This is a genomic window from Sedimentitalea sediminis, from assembly GCF_042687825.1.
Taxonomy (GTDB): domain Bacteria; phylum Pseudomonadota; class Alphaproteobacteria; order Rhodobacterales; family Rhodobacteraceae; genus Sedimentitalea.
Genome location: NZ_JBHUQE010000004.1, coordinates 71163 through 93883 on the forward strand (window position 1 = coordinate 71163; position 22721 = coordinate 93883).

At 64.0% G+C, this 22721-nt stretch carries 21 protein-coding genes and 1 other RNA gene; 12 read left to right on the forward strand and 10 right to left on the reverse strand.

Going from position 1 to position 22721, the window contains the following annotated elements:
• Window positions 1–31: 31 nt before the first annotated feature.
• The 5 genes from purS (at window position 32) to ACFMPD_RS05075 (ending at window position 7727) form a co-directional block, all read left to right on the forward strand.
• A complete protein-coding gene (gene purS, locus ACFMPD_RS05055; protein ID WP_380992461.1) occupies window positions 32–262 on the forward strand; it encodes a phosphoribosylformylglycinamidine synthase subunit PurS in 231 nt (76 codons plus the stop codon).
• Window positions 262–930, forward strand: a complete 669-nt coding sequence (gene purQ, locus ACFMPD_RS05060; RefSeq protein WP_380992462.1) for a phosphoribosylformylglycinamidine synthase subunit PurQ — start codon at window positions 262–264, stop codon at window positions 928–930. The genes purS and purQ overlap by 1 nt, the downstream gene beginning before the upstream one ends.
• Before the next feature lie 36 nt (window positions 931–966).
• On the forward strand, window positions 967–2739 hold the full coding sequence (locus ACFMPD_RS05065) for a sensor histidine kinase (RefSeq protein ID WP_380992464.1): 1773 nt from the start codon (window positions 967–969) through the stop codon (window positions 2737–2739).
• Window positions 2740–2755: 16 nt separating this feature from the next.
• On the forward strand, window positions 2756–4090 hold the full coding sequence (locus tag ACFMPD_RS05070; RefSeq protein ID WP_380992466.1) for a sigma-54-dependent transcriptional regulator: 1335 nt from the start codon (window positions 2756–2758) through the stop codon (window positions 4088–4090).
• A 520-nt stretch (window positions 4091–4610) separates the two neighbouring features.
• On the forward strand, window positions 4611–7727 hold the full coding sequence (locus ACFMPD_RS05075) for a ribonuclease E/G (protein WP_380992468.1): 3117 nt from the start codon (window positions 4611–4613) through the stop codon (window positions 7725–7727).
• Window positions 7728–7786: 59 nt separating this feature from the next.
• Here ACFMPD_RS05075 and ACFMPD_RS05080 read toward each other — a convergent pair whose 3' ends face one another.
• The gene (locus ACFMPD_RS05080) at window positions 7787–8020 is read right to left on the reverse strand and encodes a sulfurtransferase TusA family protein (RefSeq protein WP_380992705.1); all 234 of its coding nucleotides are present in this window, start codon (window positions 8018–8020) and stop codon (window positions 7787–7789) included.
• 104 nt (window positions 8021–8124) lie between these two features.
• Here ACFMPD_RS05080 and ACFMPD_RS05085 point away from each other — a divergent pair, with 104 nt between their 5' ends.
• The 3 genes from ACFMPD_RS05085 (at window position 8125) to ACFMPD_RS05095 (ending at window position 11574) form a co-directional block, all read left to right on the forward strand.
• Complete coding sequence (locus ACFMPD_RS05085; protein ID WP_380992470.1) at window positions 8125–8877, forward strand: cytochrome c biogenesis CcdA family protein; 753 nt, start codon at window positions 8125–8127, stop codon at window positions 8875–8877.
• Between the two features lie 82 nt (window positions 8878–8959).
• Complete coding sequence (locus tag ACFMPD_RS05090) at window positions 8960–10210, forward strand: hypothetical protein (protein WP_380992472.1); 1251 nt, start codon at window positions 8960–8962, stop codon at window positions 10208–10210.
• Window positions 10207–11574, forward strand: a complete 1368-nt coding sequence (locus ACFMPD_RS05095) for a cytochrome P450 (protein ID WP_380992474.1) — start codon at window positions 10207–10209, stop codon at window positions 11572–11574. The genes ACFMPD_RS05090 and ACFMPD_RS05095 overlap by 4 nt, the downstream gene beginning before the upstream one ends.
• Before the next feature lie 10 nt (window positions 11575–11584).
• Here the strand turns inward: ACFMPD_RS05095 and ACFMPD_RS05100 are convergent, their stop codons facing one another.
• From ACFMPD_RS05100 to fumC, 3 genes are read right to left on the reverse strand one after another with little or no spacing between them, the layout of a single operon-like run.
• The gene (locus ACFMPD_RS05100; RefSeq protein WP_380992476.1) at window positions 11585–11812 is read right to left on the reverse strand and encodes a ribbon-helix-helix domain-containing protein; all 228 of its coding nucleotides are present in this window, start codon (window positions 11810–11812) and stop codon (window positions 11585–11587) included.
• The gene (locus ACFMPD_RS05105; protein WP_380992478.1) at window positions 11809–11997 is read right to left on the reverse strand and encodes a DUF4169 family protein; all 189 of its coding nucleotides are present in this window, start codon (window positions 11995–11997) and stop codon (window positions 11809–11811) included. The genes ACFMPD_RS05100 and ACFMPD_RS05105 overlap by 4 nt, the downstream gene beginning before the upstream one ends.
• Entirely contained in the window at window positions 11997–13388 is a 1392-nt protein-coding gene (fumC, locus tag ACFMPD_RS05110; RefSeq protein ID WP_380992480.1) for a class II fumarate hydratase, read from the reverse strand. The genes ACFMPD_RS05105 and fumC overlap by 1 nt, the downstream gene beginning before the upstream one ends.
• A 281-nt stretch (window positions 13389–13669) precedes the next feature.
• On the opposite strand from fumC, the gene ACFMPD_RS05115 reads away from it, so the two are divergent.
• Window positions 13670–14260: a hypothetical protein gene (locus tag ACFMPD_RS05115; protein WP_380992482.1), complete on the forward strand. Its 591-nt coding sequence runs from the start codon at window positions 13670–13672 to the stop codon at window positions 14258–14260.
• Between the two features lie 34 nt (window positions 14261–14294).
• Here ACFMPD_RS05115 and ACFMPD_RS05120 read toward each other — a convergent pair whose 3' ends face one another.
• From ACFMPD_RS05120 to ssrA, 5 genes are all read right to left on the reverse strand, one after another.
• A complete protein-coding gene (locus tag ACFMPD_RS05120; RefSeq protein WP_380992484.1) occupies window positions 14295–14771 on the reverse strand; it encodes an SspB family protein in 477 nt (158 codons plus the stop codon).
• 77 nt (window positions 14772–14848) lie between these two features.
• Window positions 14849–16105 carry a chromate efflux transporter gene (gene chrA, locus ACFMPD_RS05125; protein ID WP_380992486.1) on the reverse strand — a complete coding sequence of 419 codons (1257 nt, stop codon included), beginning with the start codon at window positions 16103–16105 and terminating at the stop codon, window positions 14849–14851.
• A complete protein-coding gene (locus ACFMPD_RS05130; protein ID WP_380992488.1) occupies window positions 16102–16920 on the reverse strand; it encodes a chromate resistance protein ChrB domain-containing protein in 819 nt (272 codons plus the stop codon). Before ACFMPD_RS05130 ends, chrA begins: the two co-directional genes overlap by 4 nt.
• A gap of 131 nt (window positions 16921–17051) precedes the next feature.
• Window positions 17052–17483 (reverse strand): ester cyclase, encoded by a 432-nt coding sequence (locus ACFMPD_RS05135; protein ID WP_380992490.1) that lies wholly within the window; start codon window positions 17481–17483, stop codon window positions 17052–17054.
• Window positions 17484–17750: 267 nt separating this feature from the next.
• Window positions 17751–18096, reverse strand: a transfer-messenger RNA (tmRNA) gene (ssrA, locus tag ACFMPD_RS05140).
• Between the two features lie 276 nt (window positions 18097–18372).
• On the opposite strand from ssrA, the gene ACFMPD_RS05145 reads away from it, so the two are divergent.
• Window positions 18373–20007, forward strand: coding sequence for a Hint domain-containing protein (locus ACFMPD_RS05145; protein ID WP_380992492.1), 1635 nt, complete (start codon window positions 18373–18375; stop codon window positions 20005–20007).
• Between the two features lie 130 nt (window positions 20008–20137).
• Here ACFMPD_RS05145 and ACFMPD_RS05150 read toward each other — a convergent pair whose 3' ends face one another.
• On the reverse strand, window positions 20138–20896 hold the full coding sequence (locus tag ACFMPD_RS05150) for a FadR/GntR family transcriptional regulator (RefSeq protein WP_380992493.1): 759 nt from the start codon (window positions 20894–20896) through the stop codon (window positions 20138–20140).
• A gap of 97 nt (window positions 20897–20993) precedes the next feature.
• Between ACFMPD_RS05150 and ACFMPD_RS05155 the strand changes: the two genes are divergently transcribed.
• Together ACFMPD_RS05155 and ACFMPD_RS05160 are read left to right on the forward strand one after the other, a co-directional pair.
• Window positions 20994–21554, forward strand: coding sequence for a DinB family protein (locus ACFMPD_RS05155; protein WP_380992495.1), 561 nt, complete (start codon window positions 20994–20996; stop codon window positions 21552–21554).
• Window positions 21554–22648, forward strand: a complete 1095-nt coding sequence (locus ACFMPD_RS05160; protein WP_380992497.1) for a dimethylsulfoniopropionate demethylase — start codon at window positions 21554–21556, stop codon at window positions 22646–22648. The genes ACFMPD_RS05155 and ACFMPD_RS05160 overlap by 1 nt, the downstream gene beginning before the upstream one ends.
• The last annotated feature ends 73 nt before the right edge of the window (window positions 22649–22721 follow it).

Sequence of the window (22721 nt, forward strand, 5' to 3'; positions counted from 1 at the left end):
GGCGGCGGCGCCACGTTCAGAGGATGAAGAGATGAAGGCACGGGTGCATGTAATGCTGAAGAACGGGGTTCTGGACCCGCAGGGCGAGGCCGTGCGCCATGCGCTGGGGGCGATGGGCTTTGACGGCGTGAATTCCGTGCGCCAGGGCAAGGTGATCGAACTGGACCTGGCCGAGGGCACCAGCGAGAGCGACGTGACGGCGATGTGCGAAAAGCTGCTGGCGAACACGGTGATCGAGTCCTACACGGTGGATATGGGCTGATGCGTGCTGCGGTCATCGTCTTTCCGGGTTCGAATTGCGACCGCGATCTGGCGGTGGCGTTCCAGGCGGCCGGGTTTCAGGTCTCGATGGTCTGGCACAAGGACACCCAGCTGCCCGACAATGTGGATATCGTCGGCGTGCCTGGCGGGTTCTCTTATGGCGACTATCTGCGCTGCGGCGCCATTGCGGCGCAGTCGCCGATTTGCCGCGCCCTCAGGGCCCATGCGGATCGCGGCGGCTATGCGATCGGTATCTGCAACGGCTTTCAGGTTCTCACCGAGACCGGTATTCTGCCCGGTGCGCTGCTGCGCAATGCGGGGTTGAAGTATCTGTGCAAAACCGTTGATCTGAAAGTGGAAAGCAGCGACAGCGCCTTTACGGCCCAATACAAGACCGGGGATGTGATTGGCGTTCCGATTGCGCATCATGACGGCAATTACTTTGCCGATGAGGCCACGCTGGCAGCGCTGCGCGATCAGGATCGGGTGGCGTTTTCCTATGTCGAAAACCCCAACGGAGCGGCGGATGACATCGCCGGAATCCTGTCGGAAAACCGCCGCGTGCTGGGCATGATGCCGCATCCGGAACGGGCCGTGGATGCCGGACATGGCGGCACGGACGGCGTGGCAATGTTTCGCGGACTGGCCGGCGTTTTGATGCCGGCGTGACTTGAGCCGTATCCGATTGGCAAGTAGCCTGAAGGCATGAAAATGCCCGTCACGCCAAAACCGCGGATCTCTGGCTGGCCCCGTTCGGACGGGATCAGCTGGCGGGTGCGGCTGGCGCTGGTGCTGCTGCTGGTGGTCGCCGCCGGCACGATCTGGGTGACCAACAGGCTGATGGCCGACCGGTTTACCGAAAGCACCCGCAACCGGGCCAGCCTGCGCCTGGCGTTGTACAGCGGCAATCTGCAGAGCGAATTGGGGCGTAACGCCATCGTGCCGCAATTGCTGGCCCGCGACCCGACGTTGATCGGGGCACTGAACTCGAACGATTTCAGCCAGTCTACCCAGCGGCTGATCTCGTTCGTCGAGGAGATCGGCGCCGCCTCGCTGATGCTGCTGGATATCGACGGACGTACCGTGGCCTCGACCGACCGGAACCTTCTGGGGTCGCAACACCGCAACGAGGCCTATTTCTTTGAGGCGATCCGGGCCAACAACACCATCTTCTCCGTGATCGAGCGTGAATCCGGCGGCTATCGGTTCATCTATGCCCGGCGGCTGGAAAGCGGCGCCGACAAGCTGGGGGTGATCGTGGTCGAGGTCGACCTGCGGCAGTTCGAGCGCACCTGGGGTGGCATTTCCGACGCGGTGATGGTCACCGACAGCACCGGCCGGATCATTCTGTCCACCGAGTCGCGCTGGCGGGGCCTCAGCGAAGAGGACGCGCTGCGCCGCGAGACCCCGAAAGGCGCCATCGAACGCGCCATCCGGGCAACGGCCGACTGGACCGCGCTGCCGGCGGATGCCTATCTGCAGGGCGAGGCGGTGATGCGCACCGAACGGCGTATTCCGTTCCGCGGCTGGCGCATGACGTCTTTCACCACCTACAATTCGATCCGCGAGCGGGTGAACGGAATCCTGGCGCTGGAGATCATGGGGTTTGCCATCCTGCTGGCCCTGGCCTTTTACGCGCTCAGCCGCCGCACGGCGCTGCGCATGGCGCTGTTTCAGCGTGAGTCGGTGGAATTGCGCGCATTGAACAAGCGTCTGCAGCGGGAAATCGCCGAGCGCGAACGGGTGCAGGAGACCCTGGCCGTGACCGAACAATCGCTGGCGCAATCCAGCAAACTGGCGGCCCTGGGCGAAATGTCGGCCGCTGTCAGCCACGAGTTGAACCAGCCTCTGGCGGCGATGAAGACCTATCTGGCCGGGGCACGGCTGCTGTTGCGGCGCAACCGGCCCGAAGAGGCGTTGTCCTCGTTTGGCCGGATCGACGATCTGATCGAGCGCATGGGCGCGATCACGCGGCAGCTGAAGTCCTATGCCCGCAAGGGCGGAGACAGCCTGGCGCCCGTCAACATAGGCGATGCACTGGCCTCGTCCCTGACGATGATGGAGCCGCAGCTGCGCCAGCGCCAGGTGCAGATTACCCGTATCCTTCCGGATCATCAGGTCTGGGTAATGGGGGATCGGCTGCGCATCGAACAGGTGATGGTGAACCTGTTGCGCAATGCGCTGGACGCCACCAAATCGGTCAGCGATCCCGAGGTCGAGATCATTTTGGCTGCCGGTGAAACCGCCACCCTGACCGTGCGCGACAATGGCAGCGGGATCGAGGATCTGGAGTCTCTGTTCGAGCCGTTCTATACCACCAAACGGCCTGGCGACGGCGTCGGACTGGGGCTGGCGATCTCTTCGGGCATCGTGAACGATCTGGGCGGGCGGCTGACCGCGCGCAACGGCCGCGATGGCGGCGCGGTCTTTGAAATGCAGCTGCCGATATTGGAAGGCGATATCGCCGCAGCGGAATAGGGATGGGGGATGTGCGATGGCACAGGCCATGAAGATTGCGATTGTGGACGACGAGCAGGACATGCGCCAGTCGATCAGCCAGTGGCTGGCGCTGTCCGGCTATGACACCGAGACTTTTGCCAGCGCCGAAGAGGCGCTGAAGGCGCTGGGGCCAGAATATCCGGGAATCGTGATTTCGGACATCCGGATGCCGGGCATGGACGGGATGCAGTTTCTGAAGAAACTGATGGGCACGGACAGTTCGCTGCCGGTGATCATGATCACCGGCCATGGCGACGTGCCGATGGCGGTCGAGGCAATGCGCGTCGGGGCGTTCGATTTCCTGGAAAAACCGTTCAATCCGGACCGCATGTCGGAACTGGCCAAGCGCGCCACCAGTGCGCGACGTCTGGTGCTGGACAACCGGGCGCTGCGGCGCGAACTGTCTGACGGCACCCAGTTGATGAACAAGCTGATTGGCGCCAGTCCGGTGATGGAGCGTCTGCGCGAGGATATTTTGGATCTGGGGCAGGCCGACGGGCATGTATTGATCGATGGCGAGACCGGCACCGGCAAGACGCTGGTGGCGCATGCGCTGCACGCCGTGGGCAGCCGTGCCGGCAAGAAATTCGTGCTGATCAGCTGTGCCGCCTACGAGGAAGAGGCCCTGGCCAAGCGCCTGTTCGGCCCGATGCAGCCCGAGGACGGACAGTTGCCGGCGATGGAAGAGGCGCGCGGCGGCACGCTGGTGCTGGAGGATATCGAGGCGCTGAGCGAGATGTTACAGGCCCGTCTTCTGAGCGTGATCAATGAACAGGGCATGCCGGCGGAAACCCGGCTGGTGGCGATCAGCAACCTGCAGGAGGCCGGGCGCACCTGCGAAGATGCGTTGCGCCCCGATCTGTTCTATCGCCTGGCGGCGCTGCGTATCACGGTGCCGCCGCTGCGCCAGCGCGGCGAGGATATCCTGACCCTGTTCACGCGGCTGTCCGAGCAGTTCGCCGAGGAATATGGTTGTGAAACGCCGCAGGTTACCGCGCAGGAGGCGGCGCAGCTGCTGCAGGCGCCCTGGCCGGGCAATGTGCGCCAGTTGATCAACGTCGCCGAACGCGCGGTGCTGCAATCCCGACGCGGCAGCGGCACCATCGCGTCGCTGCTGATGTCCGACCACGAGGAAATGCAGCCGGTGATGACTACCGAGGGCAAGCCGCTGAAAGAATATGTCGAAGCGTTCGAACGCATGCTGATCGATAACACCATGCGGCGGCACAAGGGCTCGATCGCCGCTGTGATGGAAGAGCTGTGCCTGCCACGCCGCACGTTGAACGAGAAGATGGCGAAATACGGGCTGCAACGGTCGGATTATCTATAGAATCACATTACACTCTATGCGTGTAAGCGCCGGCGTGACCCGATTTGCGCCTGCCACGGCCTGGAAATCCGCTGCTCATGGCCGAAAAAAACTTCGCACAGCAAGCAAATTAGCGCTGCCGCGCATTATGCCCATTGAATCCGGCGGTCTCCTGCCCTTATGTTGAACCCACGGACCTGGTGCCATCGCGCGTCAGAGGATCCGAAGTGAGTTTCGCTGTTCCAGACATGTGCAGACAGATGTTCCGCAGGACTGGGCAGACCGATTGGGTCCCGAAAGGGGCCGGTGTAGTGCCTTTGCCCAGAAGTCTCGGACAAAGGAATTGAATGGGCAGAGCCGGGACCGTCCCGGCCTGTCGGAGAAGAACCGCGATGACGCGCGCGCACGCTTTGAGCATACGGGCAGGGGGGTGGAACACCCGACCCTGCCGCGCCGCGTCTGACATCGCCCTGACAAGACACCATCCCAAGCGCGCGGGTCCGCCAGGACTGGCCCGGTTGCGATTGTGCACCAAGGACACATGGCTAAGAAAATGCTTATCGATGCCACCCACGCGGAGGAAACCCGCGTCGTGGTGGTCGACGGAAACAAGGTCGAGGAGTTCGATTTTGAATCCGAAAACAAACGTCAGCTTGCCGGCAATATCTATCTAGCAAAAGTTACGCGGGTCGAACCCTCGTTGCAGGCCGCCTTTGTGGATTACGGCGGCAACCGCCACGGATTCCTGGCGTTTTCCGAGATACATCCGGATTATTATCAGATCCCGGTCGCCGACCGCGAAGCGCTGATGGAAGAAGAGCGCGCCTATGCCGAGGCGATCAAGGCGCGCGACGAGGAAGAAGAGCGAAAGCCGACCCGCGCGCGTCGTGGCTCGCGCGGACGCACCCGGACTCAGGCGGCGGATGCCGCGCCGGACGATGCCCGTGTGACCAAGGAGGTCGAGGCGGAAATCAACGGCATGGAAACCATCGACCTGTCCGCCGACGATCCGTCCGACAGTGATGAGTTGCAGGCCCCCGAAGGTGTTTCGCCGATGGAGCAGGTGGCCGAGACACCGGTCGCCGAACCCGTGGACGACGCTGACAAAGCCGGTGTCGAGCAGCCGGCCGAGGCGGCGATTGCTGACGCCCAGGACGCGTCGCCTGCCGGATCCGTGGAAACGCCCGCGCCCGACACAGCGGAAACGTCGGTGGATGCAGCAGCCGAGACCGGGGATGACACAGCGGCTGATGCCGCAGAAGCCGTCGCCGACAGCGGCGACGACGCGCATGCCGATGACGCAGGCGAGGACGACGCTGGCGACGATGACGCCGGCGAAGACGACGACGAGGACGACGCGGGCAACGATGCCGCCGCCAAGGATGACAGCATCGAATTCGTCGCGGACGAAGACGACATCGAGGACATCCGCCCGCCACGCAAACCGCGACCGCGCCGCTACAAGATCCAGGAGGTGATCAAGGTCCGCCAGATCCTTTTGGTGCAGGTCGTCAAAGAAGAGCGCGGCAACAAGGGCGCAGCGCTGACCACCTATCTCAGCCTGGCCGGCCGCTATTGCGTGCTGATGCCCAACACCGCCCGGGGCGGCGGGATCAGCCGCAAGATCACCAATGCCGCGGATCGCAAGAAACTGAAGGAAATCGCCAGCGAGATCGATGTGCCCGGTGGCGCCGGACTGATCGTGCGCACCGCCGGGGCGAAACGCACCAAGGCCGAGATCAAGCGCGACTATGAATACCTGCAGCGCCTGTGGGAGCAGATCCGCGAATTGACCCTGAAGTCTATCGCGCCGGCCAAGATCTATGAAGAGGGCGACCTGATCAAACGCTCGATCCGCGACCTTTATAACCGCGAGATCGACGAGGTTTTTGTCGAGGGCGAGCGCGGCTATCGCATCGCCAAGGACTTCATGAAGATGATCATGCCGTCCCATGCCAAGAACGTGAAGCAATACACCGACCCGATGCCGCTGTTCGCGCGCTATCAGGTGGAAAGCTATCTGGGCGCGATGTTCAACCCGACGGTGCAGTTGCGGTCTGGCGGTTATATCGTGATCGGCGTGACCGAGGCGCTGGTGGCGGTCGACGTCAACTCGGGCCGCGCGACCAAGCAGGGCAGCATCGAGGAAACCGCGCTGAACACCAACCTTGAGGCGGCCGAAGAGGTGGCCCGGCAGTTGCGTCTGCGGGACCTCGCCGGTCTGATCGTGATCGATTTCATCGACATGGACGAGCGCAAGAACAACACCGCCGTCGAAAAGCGTCTGAAGGAACGGCTGAAAACCGACCGGGCGCGCATCCAGGTCGGGCGGATCTCGGGCTTTGGGCTGCTGGAAATGAGCCGTCAGCGTCTGCGTCCGGGCATGATCGAGGCGACGACCCAGCCCTGCGCGGTGTGTCATGGCACCGGTCTGATCCGGTCGGATGACAACATGGCGCTGTCGATCCTGCGCCAGGTCGAGGAAGAAGGCGTGCGCCGGCGCAGCCGCGAGGTGTTGGTCAAATGCCCGGTCAATATCGCTAATTTCCTGATGAACCAGAAACGCGAGCACGTGGCGCAGATCGAGTCGCGCTATGGCCTGTCGGTGCGGATCGAAGGCGACCCGCATCTGGTCAGCCCGGATTTCGCCATCGAGAAGTTCAAGACCGCTTCTCGCCGGGTGGCGGTTGCATCGGCGCCGGTTGTGTCGGTGGATACATCTCTGATGGACCAGATCGACGCCGATGAAAGCGCTGACGAACCCGAAACCGTAAACGTAACCGTGACCGAGGCCGAAGAGGCGCCGGAAACCGTGGACGGCGCGGCCGAAACTCGGCCCAAGCGCAAGCGGCGCCGCCGGCGTCGGCGCGGCAAGCCCGGTGGCGCGGCCATCGAGAACGGGACCGAAGACGAAATGGCATCCGGCGATGCGGATGCAGCGGTCGAGGCAGCCGGGTCAGAGGCCGGCGGAACCGAACCGGACGGAACAGAAGCGGATGCCCAACCCTCGCCGGACGGCGCCGCCGCTGCCGCGCCCGAAGAGACAACGGCAGACCCGCAAGAGGACGAGGCGCCGGCCAAACCGCGCAAAAGTCGCTCGCGCTCGAAAAAGGCCGCCGACACGAAAACCGACGACGCCGGGCCGGAGACCGAGACCAAACCAGAGGACAGCGTCGAGGCGGAAGCCGAGGATGCGCCGCGCAAGAAAACGGCCAAACCGACGCGGACCCGCAAGTCCAGGTCAAAATCAGCGGACAGTCCTGTGGAACCCGTCGCCGAGTCGGCCACAGCGGAAACGACAGATCAGCCCGAACCGACCGCAGAGAAAACCGCGCTGGAACCCGCCGAGTCGGTCGCAGCCGAAGCGGCCGCTGGGGCAAATGCTGAACCCGCCGACACAGTCGCGGCAGAGGTGGTTGCGGCCCCCGTGGAACCGGCCCAGGCACATCCCGAGCCAGCAATGGCCGCCGCGCATCCGACCGAGACGGTGACGGCGGATAGCACCGTCGAAACCGCCGATCCCGCGATGGCAGAAGAGGCCGTGCCGGAAATGGCGGATGCGGGTGCCGAACAGGCGACACAGGATGTCGCGGTCGAGGCCGGCACGGCAGAGCCGCCCAAGCCCAAGCGGCGCGGTTGGTGGTCGCTGGGCAGCTGACCCGGTTGAACCGATCAGACGAACGAACCGGAAAGGCGGGCTTGCGGGTCCGCCTTTTTCTATCCGCCCTTGCGGATCAGATAGACCTGATGCGTGCCACTTTCGGTCTGCGACACCAGTTCGTGCCCGGCCTCGGCACAGAAATGCGGCACGTCCACGATCGCTGCTGGATCATCCGCCAGCATCTGCAGCACGGCGCCGTCGGGCAGGGATTTCAGGCGCTTGCGTGCTTTGAGGACGGGCAGGGGGCACAGCAGCCCGATGGCGTCCAGGGTGTCGTTGATCTGGCTCATGATGGGCAGATAAGGCGGATATTTCACCCTGTCCACAAGGATGTGACTGCAAAGGCCGCCCGCTGACCGTGACCTTGGTCCACGGATCCCCTATGACCGGCGATATGTTCGGAATCGATATCATCGACGCGGGCCTGCTGCCCGCCATGGTCGTGGCCCTGTCTGCCGGGATCGTCAGCTTTCTGTCGCCCTGCGTTCTGCCCATCGTGCCGCCCTATCTGGCCTATATGAGCGGCGTGTCGCTGCAGGACCTGGGGGCCGGCTCGACCGCGCGCAACCGCGCCTTGTTGCCGGCGCTGTTCTTTGTGCTGGGCCTGTCGACAGTGTTTCTGCTGCTGGGATTTACCGCATCGGTGGTCGGAACGCTGTTCCTGCAGTACCAGACCTGGTTCAACACGGCCGCCGGGCTTCTGGTGATGGTATTCGGCGCCCATTTCGTCGGCGTTTATCGCATCGGTTTTCTGGACCGCGAGGCGCGCATCGACGCCGGAGATCGCGGCGGCAGCGCCTTTGGCGCCTATGTGCTGGGCCTCGCCTTTGCCTTTGGCTGGACCCCCTGTATCGGGCCGCAGCTGGGCGCGATCCTGTCGCTGGCGGCCTCCGAAGCCTCGGTGACGCGGGGCACCGCGCTGCTGGCGGTCTATGCGCTGGGGCTGGGCGTGCCCTTTCTGCTGGTAGCGGCCTTTCTGCCGCGCCTCGGGGGGCTGCTGGGCTGGATGAAACGGCACATGCAACAGATCGAGCGGCTGATGGGCCTGTTGCTGTGGACCATCGGATTGCTGATGCTGACCGGCGGGTTCTCCAGCTTTTCCTATTGGCTGCTCGAGCGGTTTCCGGCACTGGCCACACTGGGCTGATCAGGCTGGCTGACCGCGTCACGCGGCACCTTACTCTGGACGAAAAGACAGGCTAGGGTTGTGCCAAGGCACGAGGAGTCCCATGGCCAGGCAGGCGCAGCAGCAGGTCCGTTACCGCCGGGTGTTCTACATACCCGGCTATGATCCCAACCCGCCGCGGCGGTATCGCGAACTGTATCGCACCGAGGCCGCCCGGCAGGCGAAGATATCGGGATACGAGATTGATCTAAAGGCAAAAACCGGCAACGGGGCCTATGGCTGGCAGGTGCAGGCAAGGATCGATGGCGCGCCGGTTCACAGCGAATTTGAGGTGCTGGTCTGGTCCGATCTGGTGCAGTCCAGCATGTCGGGGTCGATCCCGGCAACCTATCTGAAACTGCTGCGCACTGTCTGGACATATGTCGCATCGGGGACGCTGCGGCGTCTGATGTGGCTGCGCAAGGGGCCGGTCATCGCCGCGCTGTATCCGATCGGGATGCTGTTGCTGCAATTGCTGCTGGCCTGTCTGCTAGCCGGGGTGGCGGCGTCGGTTCTGCAGGCTCTGGCGGCGCGCCTGCCCGGTGGCCAGACCGCCAACCTGATCGCGCAGATCCTTTCGCTGGTCGTGGCGCTGGCGGTTCTGGTGCTGGCGCTGCGCGGGTTTCGCGCCTGCGATGGCCGGCTGTTCGCCTATTACCTGATGCAGGACTATGCCCATGCCGCACAGGCGGGCGGGGCCTATCCGCCGGATCTGGAACAGCGCATTGCCGCCTTCGCCGATATCGTCGCGGCGGCTTTGAACAGCGATGCCGACGAGGTTCTGGTGGTCGGGCATTCCTCGGGCGCGCATATCGGGGTTTCGCTGCTGGCCGACCTGATCCGCGCCGGCCGGGTGTCCGCTGACGGGCCGGTACTGGGCTTTCTGTCGCTGGGTCAGGTGGTGCCAATGGTCTCGTTCCTGAAACAGGCGCATCGGTTGCGGGCCGACCTGCGGTACCTGTCCACCAGCGACGCGCTGTGCTGGGTCGATGTCTCGGCGCCGGGCGATGGCTGTTCCTTTGCGCTGTGCGATCCGGTGGCGGTCAGCGGCGTGGCCGGGCCTGGAAAGAAATGGCCGCTGGTCATTTCGGCGGCGTTTACCCAGACCCTGTCGCCGGAGCGCTGGGCGGCCTTGCGCTGGCGCTTTTTCCGGCTGCATTTCCAATATCTCTGCGCTTTTGACCGGCCGGGCGATTATGACTATTTCCGCATCACCGCCGGCCCGCAGACGCTGGCCGGCCGGTTTGCCGGTCGGGCGGCTTCGCGGTCGCGGATCGATGTCGCTGCGTCGAAATACACGTCGGTGGCCGCATGAGGCCGCCAAAACCCGCGGCGCGGCCCGACAAGGTGTCGCTCTGGCACTATGCGCGGCTGTTTCGCCGCGACATCCTGTCGGCGCAACCGGTGCGCCTGTACCGGGCCTGGATGGCCGAGTTTCGCACACCGTTCTTCCGCTCGTATTTGCTGAATCAACCCGATCTGGTCCAGACAGTGCTGCGCGACCGCCCCGGGGATTTTCCGAAATCCGGACGGATCAGCGAGGGCCTGCGGCCGCTCCTTGGCAACTCGGTCTTTCTGAGCAATGGCGAGACCTGGGAACGCCAGCGCCGGATCATCGATCCGGCCTTTGCCGGCGGACGCCTGCGCGACAGCTTTCCCGCCATGCAGCAGGCCGCGCTCGCTGCCGTGAACCGGTTGCGACAGCAAGGCACGGCGGTGGTCGAGATCGAAGAGATCACCAGCCATGCCGCCGCCGATGTGATCTTTCGCACCCTGTTTTCGATCCCCATTGAACATGCGGTCGCAGCACGGGTCTTTGCGCTGTTCCGCGACTATCAGCGCAGCCAGCCGATCCTGAACATTGCCGCGCTTGTGCCGCTGCCCCGTTGGGTGCCGCGACTGCACAGCCGGCGCACGCGGCGCACCGCAGCCGAGATCCGCGGGCTGATCCGGGACCTGACCCGTCAGCGCATGGACGAGATCGCCGCCGGGACCGCGCCCGACGATCTGGCGACCAAGATCATGACCACCGCCGATCCCAAGACCGGCGCGCGGTTCGATACCGAGGAAATGGTCGATCAGGTGGCGATCTTTTTCCTGGCCGGGCATGAAACCAGCGCGTCGGCCCTGGCCTGGGCGCTGTACCTGCTGGCGGCCAGCCCCGACTGGCAGCAGCGCGTGGCCGAGGAGGCGGCGGCGCAGGATTTCACCGACTTTGCGGTGATGCAGACCCTGAAACACAGCCGCGATGTGTTCCGCGAGGCGCTTCGGCTCTATCCGCCGGTACCGATGATGGTGCGCGAGGCGACCCGCCCCGAGCGGTTCCGCGATCGCGACGTGCCAAAGGGCGCGCAACTGGTGCTGAGCCCCTGGCATCTGCATCGCCACGAACGATTGTGGCAGCGCCCCGACGATTTCGACCCGGCGCGCTGGGACAGCGACAACGGCAAGACCTGTCAGCGCACGGCTTTTATCCCGTTTTCCGCCGGGCCGCGGGTCTGCACCGGTGCCGGGTTCGCCATGGTCGAAGGACCCTTGTTGTTGTCGATACTGCTGCGCGAGTTCCGGTTTTCGGTCGTCGCGGGGCGCGACCCGGTGCCGGTGGCGCATCTGACGGTGCGGGCCCGCGACGGCATCTGGTTGCAGGTTCAGCCCCGCGCGCGACCTGAACCGGCATAGACGGCGGGCGTCAGTCCGGGGTCGGGTGCCGCAGGCGCGCCAGAACGAACAGCCGGATCGCCGAGGCCAGACCGGTTTCGGTACCGCGGGCGGCGTCGATTTCGGCGGCCAGGGCGTTGATCGGGCGGTTGTCGCGGGCGGCAATCTCGCGAAAGGCGTCCCAGAACTCGTCTTCCAGCGATACCGATGTGCGGTGCCCCCTCAGGGTCAGAGAGTGTTTTTTCGGTCGCCCGCTCACGCGTCGTCCCGGTCGTCGTTGCGATGGGCCGCGTGGTCGCGATGCGCCTTGTCGGCGCGGGCGCGTTGCAATTCCCTTTCGGCCTTGCTGCGGCCGAATTTCACGCTGTTCGCGTCGGCGCGGGCCCGTTTCTCGGCCCGCGCCTTTTGTTTTCGGAACCGGTTCAGATTGACCGGCTCGGCCATTACTTGGGGCCGATCATCTGTTCAGGGCGCACCACCGCGTCAAAGGTCGCCTCGTCGACAAAGCCCAGCGCGATCGCCTCTTCCTTCAGCGTCGTGCCGTTCTTGTGCGCGGTCTTGGCAACCTTGGTGGCGTTGTCATAGCCGATGGTCGGGGCCAGCGCCGTCACCAGCATCAGGCTTTCCTTCATCAGCTTGTCGATGCGCGGTTCGTTGGCCTGGATGCCCAGCAGCATGCGTTCGGTAAAGCTGTCGGCGGCGTCGCCCAGCAACTGGATCGACTGCAGCAGGTTGTAGGACATCATCGGGTTATAGACGTTCAGTTCGAAATGACCCTGCGAGCCGGCGAACTTGATCGCGGCGTCATTGCCCATCACATGCGCGGCCACCTGCGTCAGCGCCTCGGCCTGGGTCGGGTTGACCTTGCCCGGCATGATCGAGCTGCCCGGTTCGTTTTCGGGCAGGATCAGTTCGCCCAGACCCGAGCGCGGACCCGAGCCCAACAGACGGATGTCGTTGGCGATCTTGTAGCAGCTTGCGGCGATGGTGGCCAAGGCGCCGGACATGAAGACCATGGCGTCATGGGCGGCCAGCGCCTCGAACTTGTTGGGGGCGGTGACAAAGGGCAGGCCGGTGATCTGCGCCATGTTCGCGGCCACGGTTTCGCCCCAGCCGGGCGCGGTGTTCAGGCCGGTGCCGACGGCGGTGCCGCCCTGGGCCAGTTCATGGATGCCTGGCAGGCAGGCGTTCACCCGGCTGATGCCCATGCGGATCTGATGCGCATAGCCGGAAAACTCTTGGCCCAGCGTCAGCGGCGTCGCGTCCTGGGTGTGGGTGCGGCCGATCTTGATGATGTCCTTGAACTCGGCCGATTTCTGTTCCAGCCCGGCGGCCAGTTTTTCCAGCCCCGGCAGCAGCACGTCGCGCACGGTCATCGCGGTGGCGATATGCATCGCGGTGGGGAAGGTGTCGTTGCTGGACTGGCCCATGTTGCAGTGATCGTTGGGATGCACCGGGTCCTTGGAACCGATCTCACCGCCCAGGATCTCGATGGCGCGGTTGGCGATCACTTCGTTCGAGTTCATGTTCGATTGGGTGCCCGAGCCGGTCTGCCAGACCACCAGCGGGAAATTGTCGTCGAACTTGCCTTCGATCACTTCGCCGGCGGCCTGGATGATGGCGTCGGCCAGCCGGGCGTCCAGATTGCCCGAAGCCTTGTTGGCCATGGCGCAGGCCTGCTTGATCACCCCCAGTGCCCGCACGATGGCGACCGGCTGTTTTTCCCAGCCGATGGGAAAGTTCATGATCGAGCGTTGGGTCTGAGCGCCCCAGTATTTCTCGGCAGGGACCTCCAGCGGTCCAAAGCTGTCGGTTTCGGTACGGGTCTTGGACATCGGGACACTCCGTCAAGTATTCTGTCGTATGCCGTTTATCTTTCAGGGCGTCGGGGCGCAATTGGCCAGTTGCGCGCAGTTTTGCGCAAGCCGTGTCCGATTTTGACAGCACCGCCGCCAGAAACATTGTTCTTGGCCCGACAGGCTGTAAAGTAGAGGGACAATCCCCGCTGAAGGTCCGGTTCGCCGACCGGACGGGGCAGACCGCGCCCGGACCGCACGGGCGCATGCCCGCCAGAGAGCGCCGGCCCGTAAGCCCGCGCAAACCCATAGGATCGCATGTGAGCTTTATCCGTCGTCTTGCCGCCACTACTGCCAGACAGGCCCGAATCGTTCCGGTTCCGTCCGGTCTGCTGGTCGCTCTGGTCGCGCTGTTCTGGCTGACGGCGCAGATGGTGTTGGCGGATATCAGCCGGTTCGTCGGCGATTATTCCGGGCAGGCCGAGTTGGTCAATGCGGACGGTTCGGTTTCTCCGCGCGATCTGAGCGTGTCGATCCGCGAGACCCGGCGCGGGTTTTCGGTGCGCTGGACCACGACGACGCACAAACCCGGCGGACGGACCAAGGAAGTCACCTATGACATCACGTTCGTGCCCAGCGACCGGCCCGGCGTCTTCGCCGCGGCGATGAAAAAGAACGTATTCGGGCATGCGGTGCAGATGGACCCGATGAAGGGCGAACCCTATGTCTGGGCGCGAATCACCGGCGAGATGCTGACCGTCTTTTCTTTGTTTGTGGATTCCGAAGGCGGGTATGAATTGCAGCAGTTCGATCGTTCGCTGGTCCGGGGCGGGCTGCAACTGGAATTTCAACGCATCACCAACGGCGTCAAGCAACGGTCGACCAAGGCCTATCTGGACAAGCGGGAATAGCCGCAAGCGATTCGCGCCGGCGGTGAACGGGTGGCTATTTGCGGAAACTGTCCAACGAGACGATCTCGGCATCGGGCTTGGGCGCCTCGGCCTCGTTTTCCTCGACATGATCGGTGTTGATTGCCGCCGGGGGGTCGGTTTGTTCGGCCTCTTCCTCTTCGGCGGACTCAAAGCGCAGCCCGAATTCGACCGACGGATCGACAAAGGTCTTGATCGCGTCATAGGGGATATACAGCGGTTCCGGCGCATCGCCGAAATTCAGGGTGACGGAAAAGCCGTCCTTTCCGACCTCGAGATTGTCGAACCAATGCTGCATGACCACGGTCATTTCGCCCGGATATCTGTCGGCCAGCCAATCGGCCAGTTCGGCATCGGGATGCGACGTGTCAAACGTGATAAAGAAATGATGCGCCCCCGGCAGACCATGGTCCGCCACGTCCTGCAGCACGGTCTTGATCAGACCGCGCATCGCCGTGTGCATCAGGTTTCCATAGTCGATTTCGCGGTCCATCGCACTTTCCAAATCAAGTCAGGGTCAGCATAGGGGATTCGATCAGAAACGAAAGCCTGCGACAACCAGAATCTGTTTCACACCAGACCGGTGCAGGTTCCGAGCAGGGCCATCAGCGCGAGCGCCGGAATCATCCCCAGCCGCACCGCCAGGAACAGGAATACGGCCACCACCGTCAATCCCAGCGCTGCCGCATTCAGGCTGGCCGGATCGGGGATCGGCAGCCGCATCGGACCGATCTGCTGCATCCCGACGCGGTCAAACAGCACATGCAGGGAAAACCAGACGGACAGGTTCAGAATGACCCCGACCACGGCCGCGGTGATCGCCTGCAACGCGGCTGACAGGCGGGGCCGTGCGGCGATGTGCTCAAGATAGGGGGCGCTGAGAAATATCCACAAAAAGCAGGGGACAAACGTGGCCCACAACGCTACCAGACCGGCGGCCAGAGCCATCGCCGAACCGCCGGTCTGGTGTCCCGCCAGCATGGCGACAAACTGCGTCACCAGGATCAGCGGGCCGGGTGTGGTTTCGGCCAGTCCCAGCGCGTCGATCATCTGGGCCGTGCCGATCCATTGATAGTCATGCACCACGGTCTGGGTCAGATAGGCCAGCACCGCATAGGCGCCGCCAAAGGTGACCACCGCCAGCTTGGCGAACAGCCATCCGACATCGCGCAGCAGCGCCGGACCGGTCAGCGTCAGCGCGATCAGCGGGCACAACCAAAGGGTTAGCCATACCGCCGCGACGCGCCCCGTCGCGCCATGACCCGGTGCGGCGGCGACGGGCGCGGCAGGCTGGTCTGCGGGAGCGCAGAGCAATCCCCACAGACCCGCCATGCCGATGATCATCGGAAACGGCAGGTTCAGCGCAAAGATCGCAACAAAGGCCAGACCGGCGATCGCCCAGGAGGCGATCCCGTCCAGCGCCTTGCCGGCGACCTTGCGCAGCGCCTGCAACACGATCACGACAACGGCCGCCTTGATGCCCAGAAACGCCGCCTGCACCAGGGGCAACTGGCCATAGCTGACATACAGGCCGACCAGCACGGCGATCACGGCGGCGCCGGGCAGCACAAACAGCGCGCCCGCCAGCAGCCCGCCCGCGACGCCGCGCAGCCGCCAGCCGGCATAGGTGGCCAGTTGCATCGCCTCGGGTCCGGGCAGCAGCATGCACAGCGACAGCGCCCGCAGAAAGCTCTGCTCGTCCAGCCAGTCGCGCAGTTCGACCAGTTCGCGGTGCATCAGCGCGATCTGCGCCGCCGGTCCGCCAAAGGACAGGATGCCGATGCGCCCGAACACGCGCGCCATCTGACGCAGATCGGGGCGGCTCATGCGGTCGCTCCGACGGCATGATCGTGGCCCTCGTCAAAGCCGTCGCGCGCCCAAAGGTACAGCGCATCATACAGGCCCATGCCGGCCTGCAACTGCTGGTGGTCGTCCCGGTACAGACGCGACTGCCCGACCGACAGCGCCAGCAGGCCGGCGGCCTGCGGCGCCAGATCGTGCCGGTCGGTGCCGGCCGCGCGCACGATCAGGGACAGCCTGTCCAGCGCCGGAATACGCAGGCCGAACATGTCCAGCATCGTGTCAAAAGTGCAGCCATCGCCGCGATGCGACCAGACCCCATCCCCGGTGCCGAAAGGCGTGGCGCCAAACCGCTCGGCGACCCCGGCAACGGCGCCGGGGGAGACGAACAGGAACCTGGCCCGGCGATCGACAAAGCGGCGGATCAGCCAGGGGCAGGCGATGCGGTCGACCCGCGGCCGGTGCCGCGTCACCCACAGAGTGCCGCCGCCGGCCATCGGCGGGGGCAGGGTGGCTGCGGGAATGCGGGCGGTCTCGGGATGATCGCGCCAGCCATACATGCCGCCCTGCAGATAGCGCGCATCGATGCCGTCGCCGCGCAGCCAGGCCACCAGACCCTGGCTGAGTTTCAATCCCTTCTGGCAGATCACTACACAGGCGCGCCCGTCCAGATAGTCGATCAGCCCGTCCGGGTCGTCATGGTCATGGCGCAGGGCACCGGGAACCAGATACGGGTCGGCGCGGAAATCTTCCGCGAGACAGATATCGACCAGGACCGGGGCCTGCGGCCTGCCGATCTGGCGCAGCAATTGCGGGACAGTGATTTGGTTTGGGGCAGCCATGGGCATGTCTCCTGTCAAAAGGCAAACATGCGAACCTTGGGCTGACGCCTTACGGGGCGTTCGCGGTCATCCCCATGCCCCATATAGGGCACAGGGCGTCGCTGCGGTCAAGACGACGCGCAAGAGGCCGGTCAGGCCCAATCCAGGCGCTGGCCGGTCATGCAGACCGGCAGCGTATCGTCCGGGAACTGGCCCAGCTGCTCGAACAGGCTGACATAGTCGAACTGATTATAGGCTTCGACCATCTTGTCGCCATCAAAACGCGCCATGGTCTGGCCGGTCACTTCGACGGGGGCGCCGTTGTCGGCACGCGACGTGTGGGCGTGGATGATCGCCGCCGCCCATTCGCCGTTCTCGATCACCTTGGGCATGTCGAACCGGATGTCGCCCAACAGGGTCTTGAACGCAGATACCAGATCGCGGAAATCGTCCGGGCTGACCTGCATTTCGGGTATGATTCCACCGGCCTGAGCGTCGGCCGAAAAATACATGTCGATCGCGTCCAGATCGCCCTTGACCCAGACATCCTCGTAGAATTTGCGCAATTGATCGGATTTGCTCATCGTTCTCTCCATCGTGAGCGTCCAGATTGCGCGTCAATGGTGAAGGAAGTGTCAACCGACCCCGGGACCGGGCGGGAAATTCAAGGCCGGTACCGCCTGCTTTCCCGGATTGCGCGAAAAAGACGGGCAATCAGCCGTGATTTTCGAAAAACCTTTACATGTCAACTAATTGTCGGGCGGGCGCGACCTGGGGCTTTGGCCTGTCAAACCTGTTTTTGGACCCCCCGGCAGGCGGGACATCTTGGTGGGCCGTTCGCGGTGGCGGAAAGTGCAGGCTTCTGTTGCCAGGTGCCTGCGAACCCCGCCTTACGCGGCTAGGCGCAAGGGCTTAAGTTTCGGTCTTGTTACTGCTTACGCAGCAACGGCAACCGGAGCACGATTGTCATTTGCAATTGTACTTTTCGGGCCGATACGGTGGCACCCCGCCGAGACAAAGCTAACCCCTTTAGACGTTCGTCGATCCTGTTTCGGCCCCATGATCCCCAAATGAAGGATGTTGGTGGAGCCGCCGGGTACCGCCCCCGGGTCCGATCCGCTTATTGCGAGCGCGTTTATGTCCATAGTCCGTGAGGACAGCCTCAACATAGGGATGCCACGGGCGCAATGCAATCGCTGTCTGTCCGGCCAAACCTGCGCTCCCGCCTGTGACCGAAGGGGCCGGATTGCCGGGTCTGACGCGTGTCCTGTCCCGGAAAATGCACGGAAAAGGCGAAATGTGACGGGATAAGCCATAATTGTTTCAAATCAGTGGAGAATTTTCGGCTCTGGCTTGCGCAAAGCGGGATCAATGCTCCATAAGGGTTACCAGTATGTTAACGATGGTTTTTTGTTCAAAGTGACGAAATCCGCCCCGGTGCGCCGCCTCGGGATCGGATCGAGAGGGGGGTAAATGCCGGACAGCAACGGAAACACCGACGTCAAGGGGCCGGTGACCAGCACGATCGATCCGAATTCGAACAATCCGACATCCGTGTCGCAGACCAGCACGGTCGGCACCGAGGACAACGGCGGTATCGATGATGATGGATTCGAGGTTTCCGTCGATCTTCAGGCCGGAAATGTCAACGAGCAGGTCAACCTGGTCGTGGCCATCGACACCTCGGGGTCGACGGCCAATTCATCCGGATCGGATGTCGATGGCGACGGAACCGTCGATACCTATCTCGAGGCGCAGATCTTTGCCGCCAAACAGTTGTTTCAGGCCTATCTGGACGCCGGCTATGATCCCGGCGAGGTCACGATCTCGCTGGTGGACTACGACAGCGATGCCGACCATTTCGGCCCCTTTACCCTGGATGCGGCGGGCCGGGCCGGGTTTGACGCCGCGCTGAACGGCATGACCCCGGGCGGACTGACCAATTTTCAGGCCGGTCTGGAAGCCGCTGACGACGCATTTACCGATGCCGGCGCCGATCCGTCGGACAACAACGTTCTGGTGTTCATGTCGGACGGGTTTCCGGTGCCGCGCGGGCAGGACATACAGGGCGCGGCCCAGGATCTGGAAAACAACTGGAATGCCAGCATTTCCGGCATCGGGGTGGGACAATTCAGCAGCCTCGGGGCGCTGAACCAGTTGGACAATACCGGTGGTGCGACCAAGGTGCGCGATGTCGACGATCTGGTGAACGAAGTGGTGGCGCCGCTGACGCAGGCCGAACTGGAATGCGTCGAACTGGTGATCGAGGGGCTGGACGATCTGGGGCAGCCCTTTACCCAGACCATCAAGATCACACCGGATGATCTCGATCCCGATACCGGCGATCCCTATATCCAAAAGAACCCGTCGGGCTGGTTCATCGACTGTTTCCCCGTCGATCCGGCCTTTGACGCGGGTCAGGATGTCAAGATCACGGTCAACTCGTATTTCGCCGAGGACCCGGGCGATCCGGGCAGCGGTCAGCAAGTGATCACGACGCAGCACAACCTGTCGGTGGTCATCTGCTTTACCCCCGGCACCGGCATCCGTACGCCGGATGGAATTGTCGCCGTCGAGAACCTGAGCGTCGGCGATCCGGTCGTGACCCGCGATCACGGGGTACAGCGGATCCGCTGGATTGGCGTGTCGCAGGTGTCGGCGGCCCGCACCGCCGCGGATGTCCATCTGCGGCCCGTGCTGATCCGCGCCGGCGCCCTTGGCCCGAACCGTCCTGCGGCCGACCTGCGGGTCTCGCGCCAGCACCGCATCCTGATCGACGACTGGCGCGCCGAAATGATGTTCGGGGCCGAAGATGGCGTGCTGGTGCCCGCCTTTGCCCTGTGCAATGATCAATCGGTCACGGTGGATCATACGCCGGGTCCGGTGACCTATTACCATATCGCCTTTGACCGGCACGAGGTGATCTATGCCGAAGGTGTGGAAGCGGAGAGTTTCTTTCCCGTCGCCCGCACGGTTTCCGCGTTGCGCCCGGCCCTGCGCCGCGAGCTGTACACCCTGTTTCCGGAACTGCGCCAGAGCGGGCGGGCCTTCGACGCCGCGCGGACTCAGCCCGCGAACCGGGTGGCGCGGGTCCTGGCCCAGGTCTGACAGGCTGCTGTCCGGTGCAAGACCGGAGGGCAGTGCGGGCAGAGATGGTCGGGCAGAGATGGTCGGGCAACGATGGAAATGAGCCGGCGGCTGCCCCTGGCCACGGCGCCGGCATGCGATGTATCCTTGCTCAGCGCGCGTCCGCGCCCCTTTGCGAACGCGGCCTGTCCTGGTGGTTCTGTACCACGTCGCGGCCCAGCAGCAGGGTGTACTCCGCCAGCTCGGCCAGCGCAGCGTCAGCGGCATGCGCGTGCTGTGCCTGAATCGCGTCGGCAATCCGGCTGTGCAGCGCCACAATCCGCTGGCGTGAGCGGGCGGTAAAGGTGATCATGTTCATCAGCGGCTGCATCGCCTCGACCGCCCCCACCAGTTGATAGGACAGAACCGGATTGCCGGCGCCATCGACCAGCGCCCGGTGAAAGGCGACGTCGCTGGCGCAGAAATCCTCGTCCGTCAGATCGGCCTGTTTCTGACGGTCGATCTCGTGGTGCATGGTGGCCAGATGCCCGGCGCCGCGGCGCTGTGCGCAGAGCGGTGCGCAGGCCCGCTCCATCGCATAGCGCGCCTCGCAGGCGGTTTCAAAGCTGACCGCGTTCATCGACAACAGCAGGGTCGAGGTGGTGATCTGCTGGGCATAGGCCTCGGGATAGCTCAGGCGCTTGACAAACGCCCCCCCGGCGGCGCCGCGCTGGGTGCGGATCAGCGATTGCGCCGCCAGCCGTTTCAGGGCTTCGCGCACGGTCGGGCGCGACACCGAGAAATGCTCGGCCAGTTCCGATTCCGAGGGCAGGCGCTCGTCCACGATCAGATCGCCCCGCAGAATCGCCGAGCGGATCGCCGCGGCGATCTGGGCCGACAGGTCGGCCGAAGAGTCGGGGTCGATTTTCATCCGATTCACTTTTTATTTGTCTGACATTTAAAAGTCTGACATTTAAAAAGGCAAGAAGGGAATCGCAGGAGGGGGCGATGATCTTGGAATTTCCCACATGTCCGGACGGCCGGTGCCCGAGGCGTGGGACAGGCCGGGACAGGTCTGTCCGATGATTGGCCCGGACTATTGCGGAATGATGGCGCGCTACAACGCCTGGCAGAACGGTCAGTTGGCCCAGTTGCTGATGCCGCTGACGCCGCAGGAACTGCGGCGCGACAGGGGTGGGTTTTTCGGGTCGATCCTGGGCACGCTGGATCACATCCTGTGGGGTGATCAGATGTGGATGTCGCGGTTTGACGGTGGTCCGGCGCCCGAGGGCGGTATCAAGGACAGCACCGATCGGAATTTGACACTGGACGCCTGGAGCGCAGCGCGGTTTCGCATGGACGGCCGCATCCGGCTATGGGCCGGCAAGGTCAAGGCCATCGACCTCGCAGGGCCATTGACCTGGTATTCCGGTGCCGCCGGGCGTCAGGTCAGCCGACCGCTGGCGCAATGCGTCGTGCATATGTTCAACCACCAGACCCATCACCGGGGTCAGGTTCATGCGATGATGACTGCGGCCGGGCTGACAGCCCCGGTCAGCGATCTGGCCTTTATGCCCGAGGATAGCTGATGCCGACGATCACAGGTTCGCGTCGCGTGCGTACCACGCCATTCACCCCCGGGGTCGAAGCCGCCGGGGTCAAATCCTATACGGTCTACAACCACATGCTGTTGCCGACGGTGTTTGAAAGCCTCGAGGCCGATTGCGCGCATCTGAAACAGCATGTGCAGATCTGGGATGTGTCCTGCGAGCGGCAGGTCAGCATTCAGGGTCCGGATGCGCTGCGGCTGATGCGGCTGATCTCGCCGCGTGACATGGGCCGGATGGCCGATGACCAATGCTATTACGTGCCCTGTGTCGATCACCATGGCGGAATGCTGAACGATCCGGTGGCGGTCAAGCTGGCGGCGGATCACTATTGGCTCAGCCTGGCGGATGGCGATTTGCTGCAATGGGCGCTCGGGCTGGCGGTGGCGCATGGCATGGAGGTGCAGATCGAAGAGCCCGATGTTTCGCCGCTGGCGGTGCAGGGGCCCAAGGCCGACGACCTGATGGCGCGGGTGTTTGGCGACACGGTACGCGATATCTGCTTCTTTCGCTACAAGCGCCTGCCGTTCCAGGGCCGCGAGATGGTGGTGGCCCGGTCGGGCTGGTCCAAGCAGGGCGGGTTCGAGATCTATCTTCAAGGCAGCGATCTGGGCATGCCGCTGTGGCAGGCGCTGATGGAGGCCGGTCAGGATCTCAACGTCCGTGCCGGTTGCCCGAACAATATCGAACGTATCGAAAGCGGACTGCTCAGCTATGGCAGCGACATGCGCCGCGAAAACACGCCCCATGAATGCGGGCTGGGCCGGTTTTGCAACGCGCCGGACGATTATGTCGGCAAGGCGGCGCTGATGGCCGAGGCCCGGCGCGGGCCGGCGCGCCAGATCCGTCCCATCGCAATCGAGGGCGAGATCGGCGCCTGCACCGGCCTCTGGTCGGTGCTGCGCGGCGGACGCCGGGTCGGACAGATCGCTTCGGCGGTCTGGTCGCCGGAATTTCGGACCAATGTCGCGATCGGCATGATCGATGCCGGACATTGGGACCCGGGAAACCGGCTGGAGGTCGAGACCGGACACGGGATGCGCGCGGCGGTGATTCAGCCGAAATTCTGGCGCTGAACCGCCGGCAGGGCTGCGTCGGAAACAAGGAACCGAGACCATGCATTCAGCGTGGTCGAACAAAACAATAAGG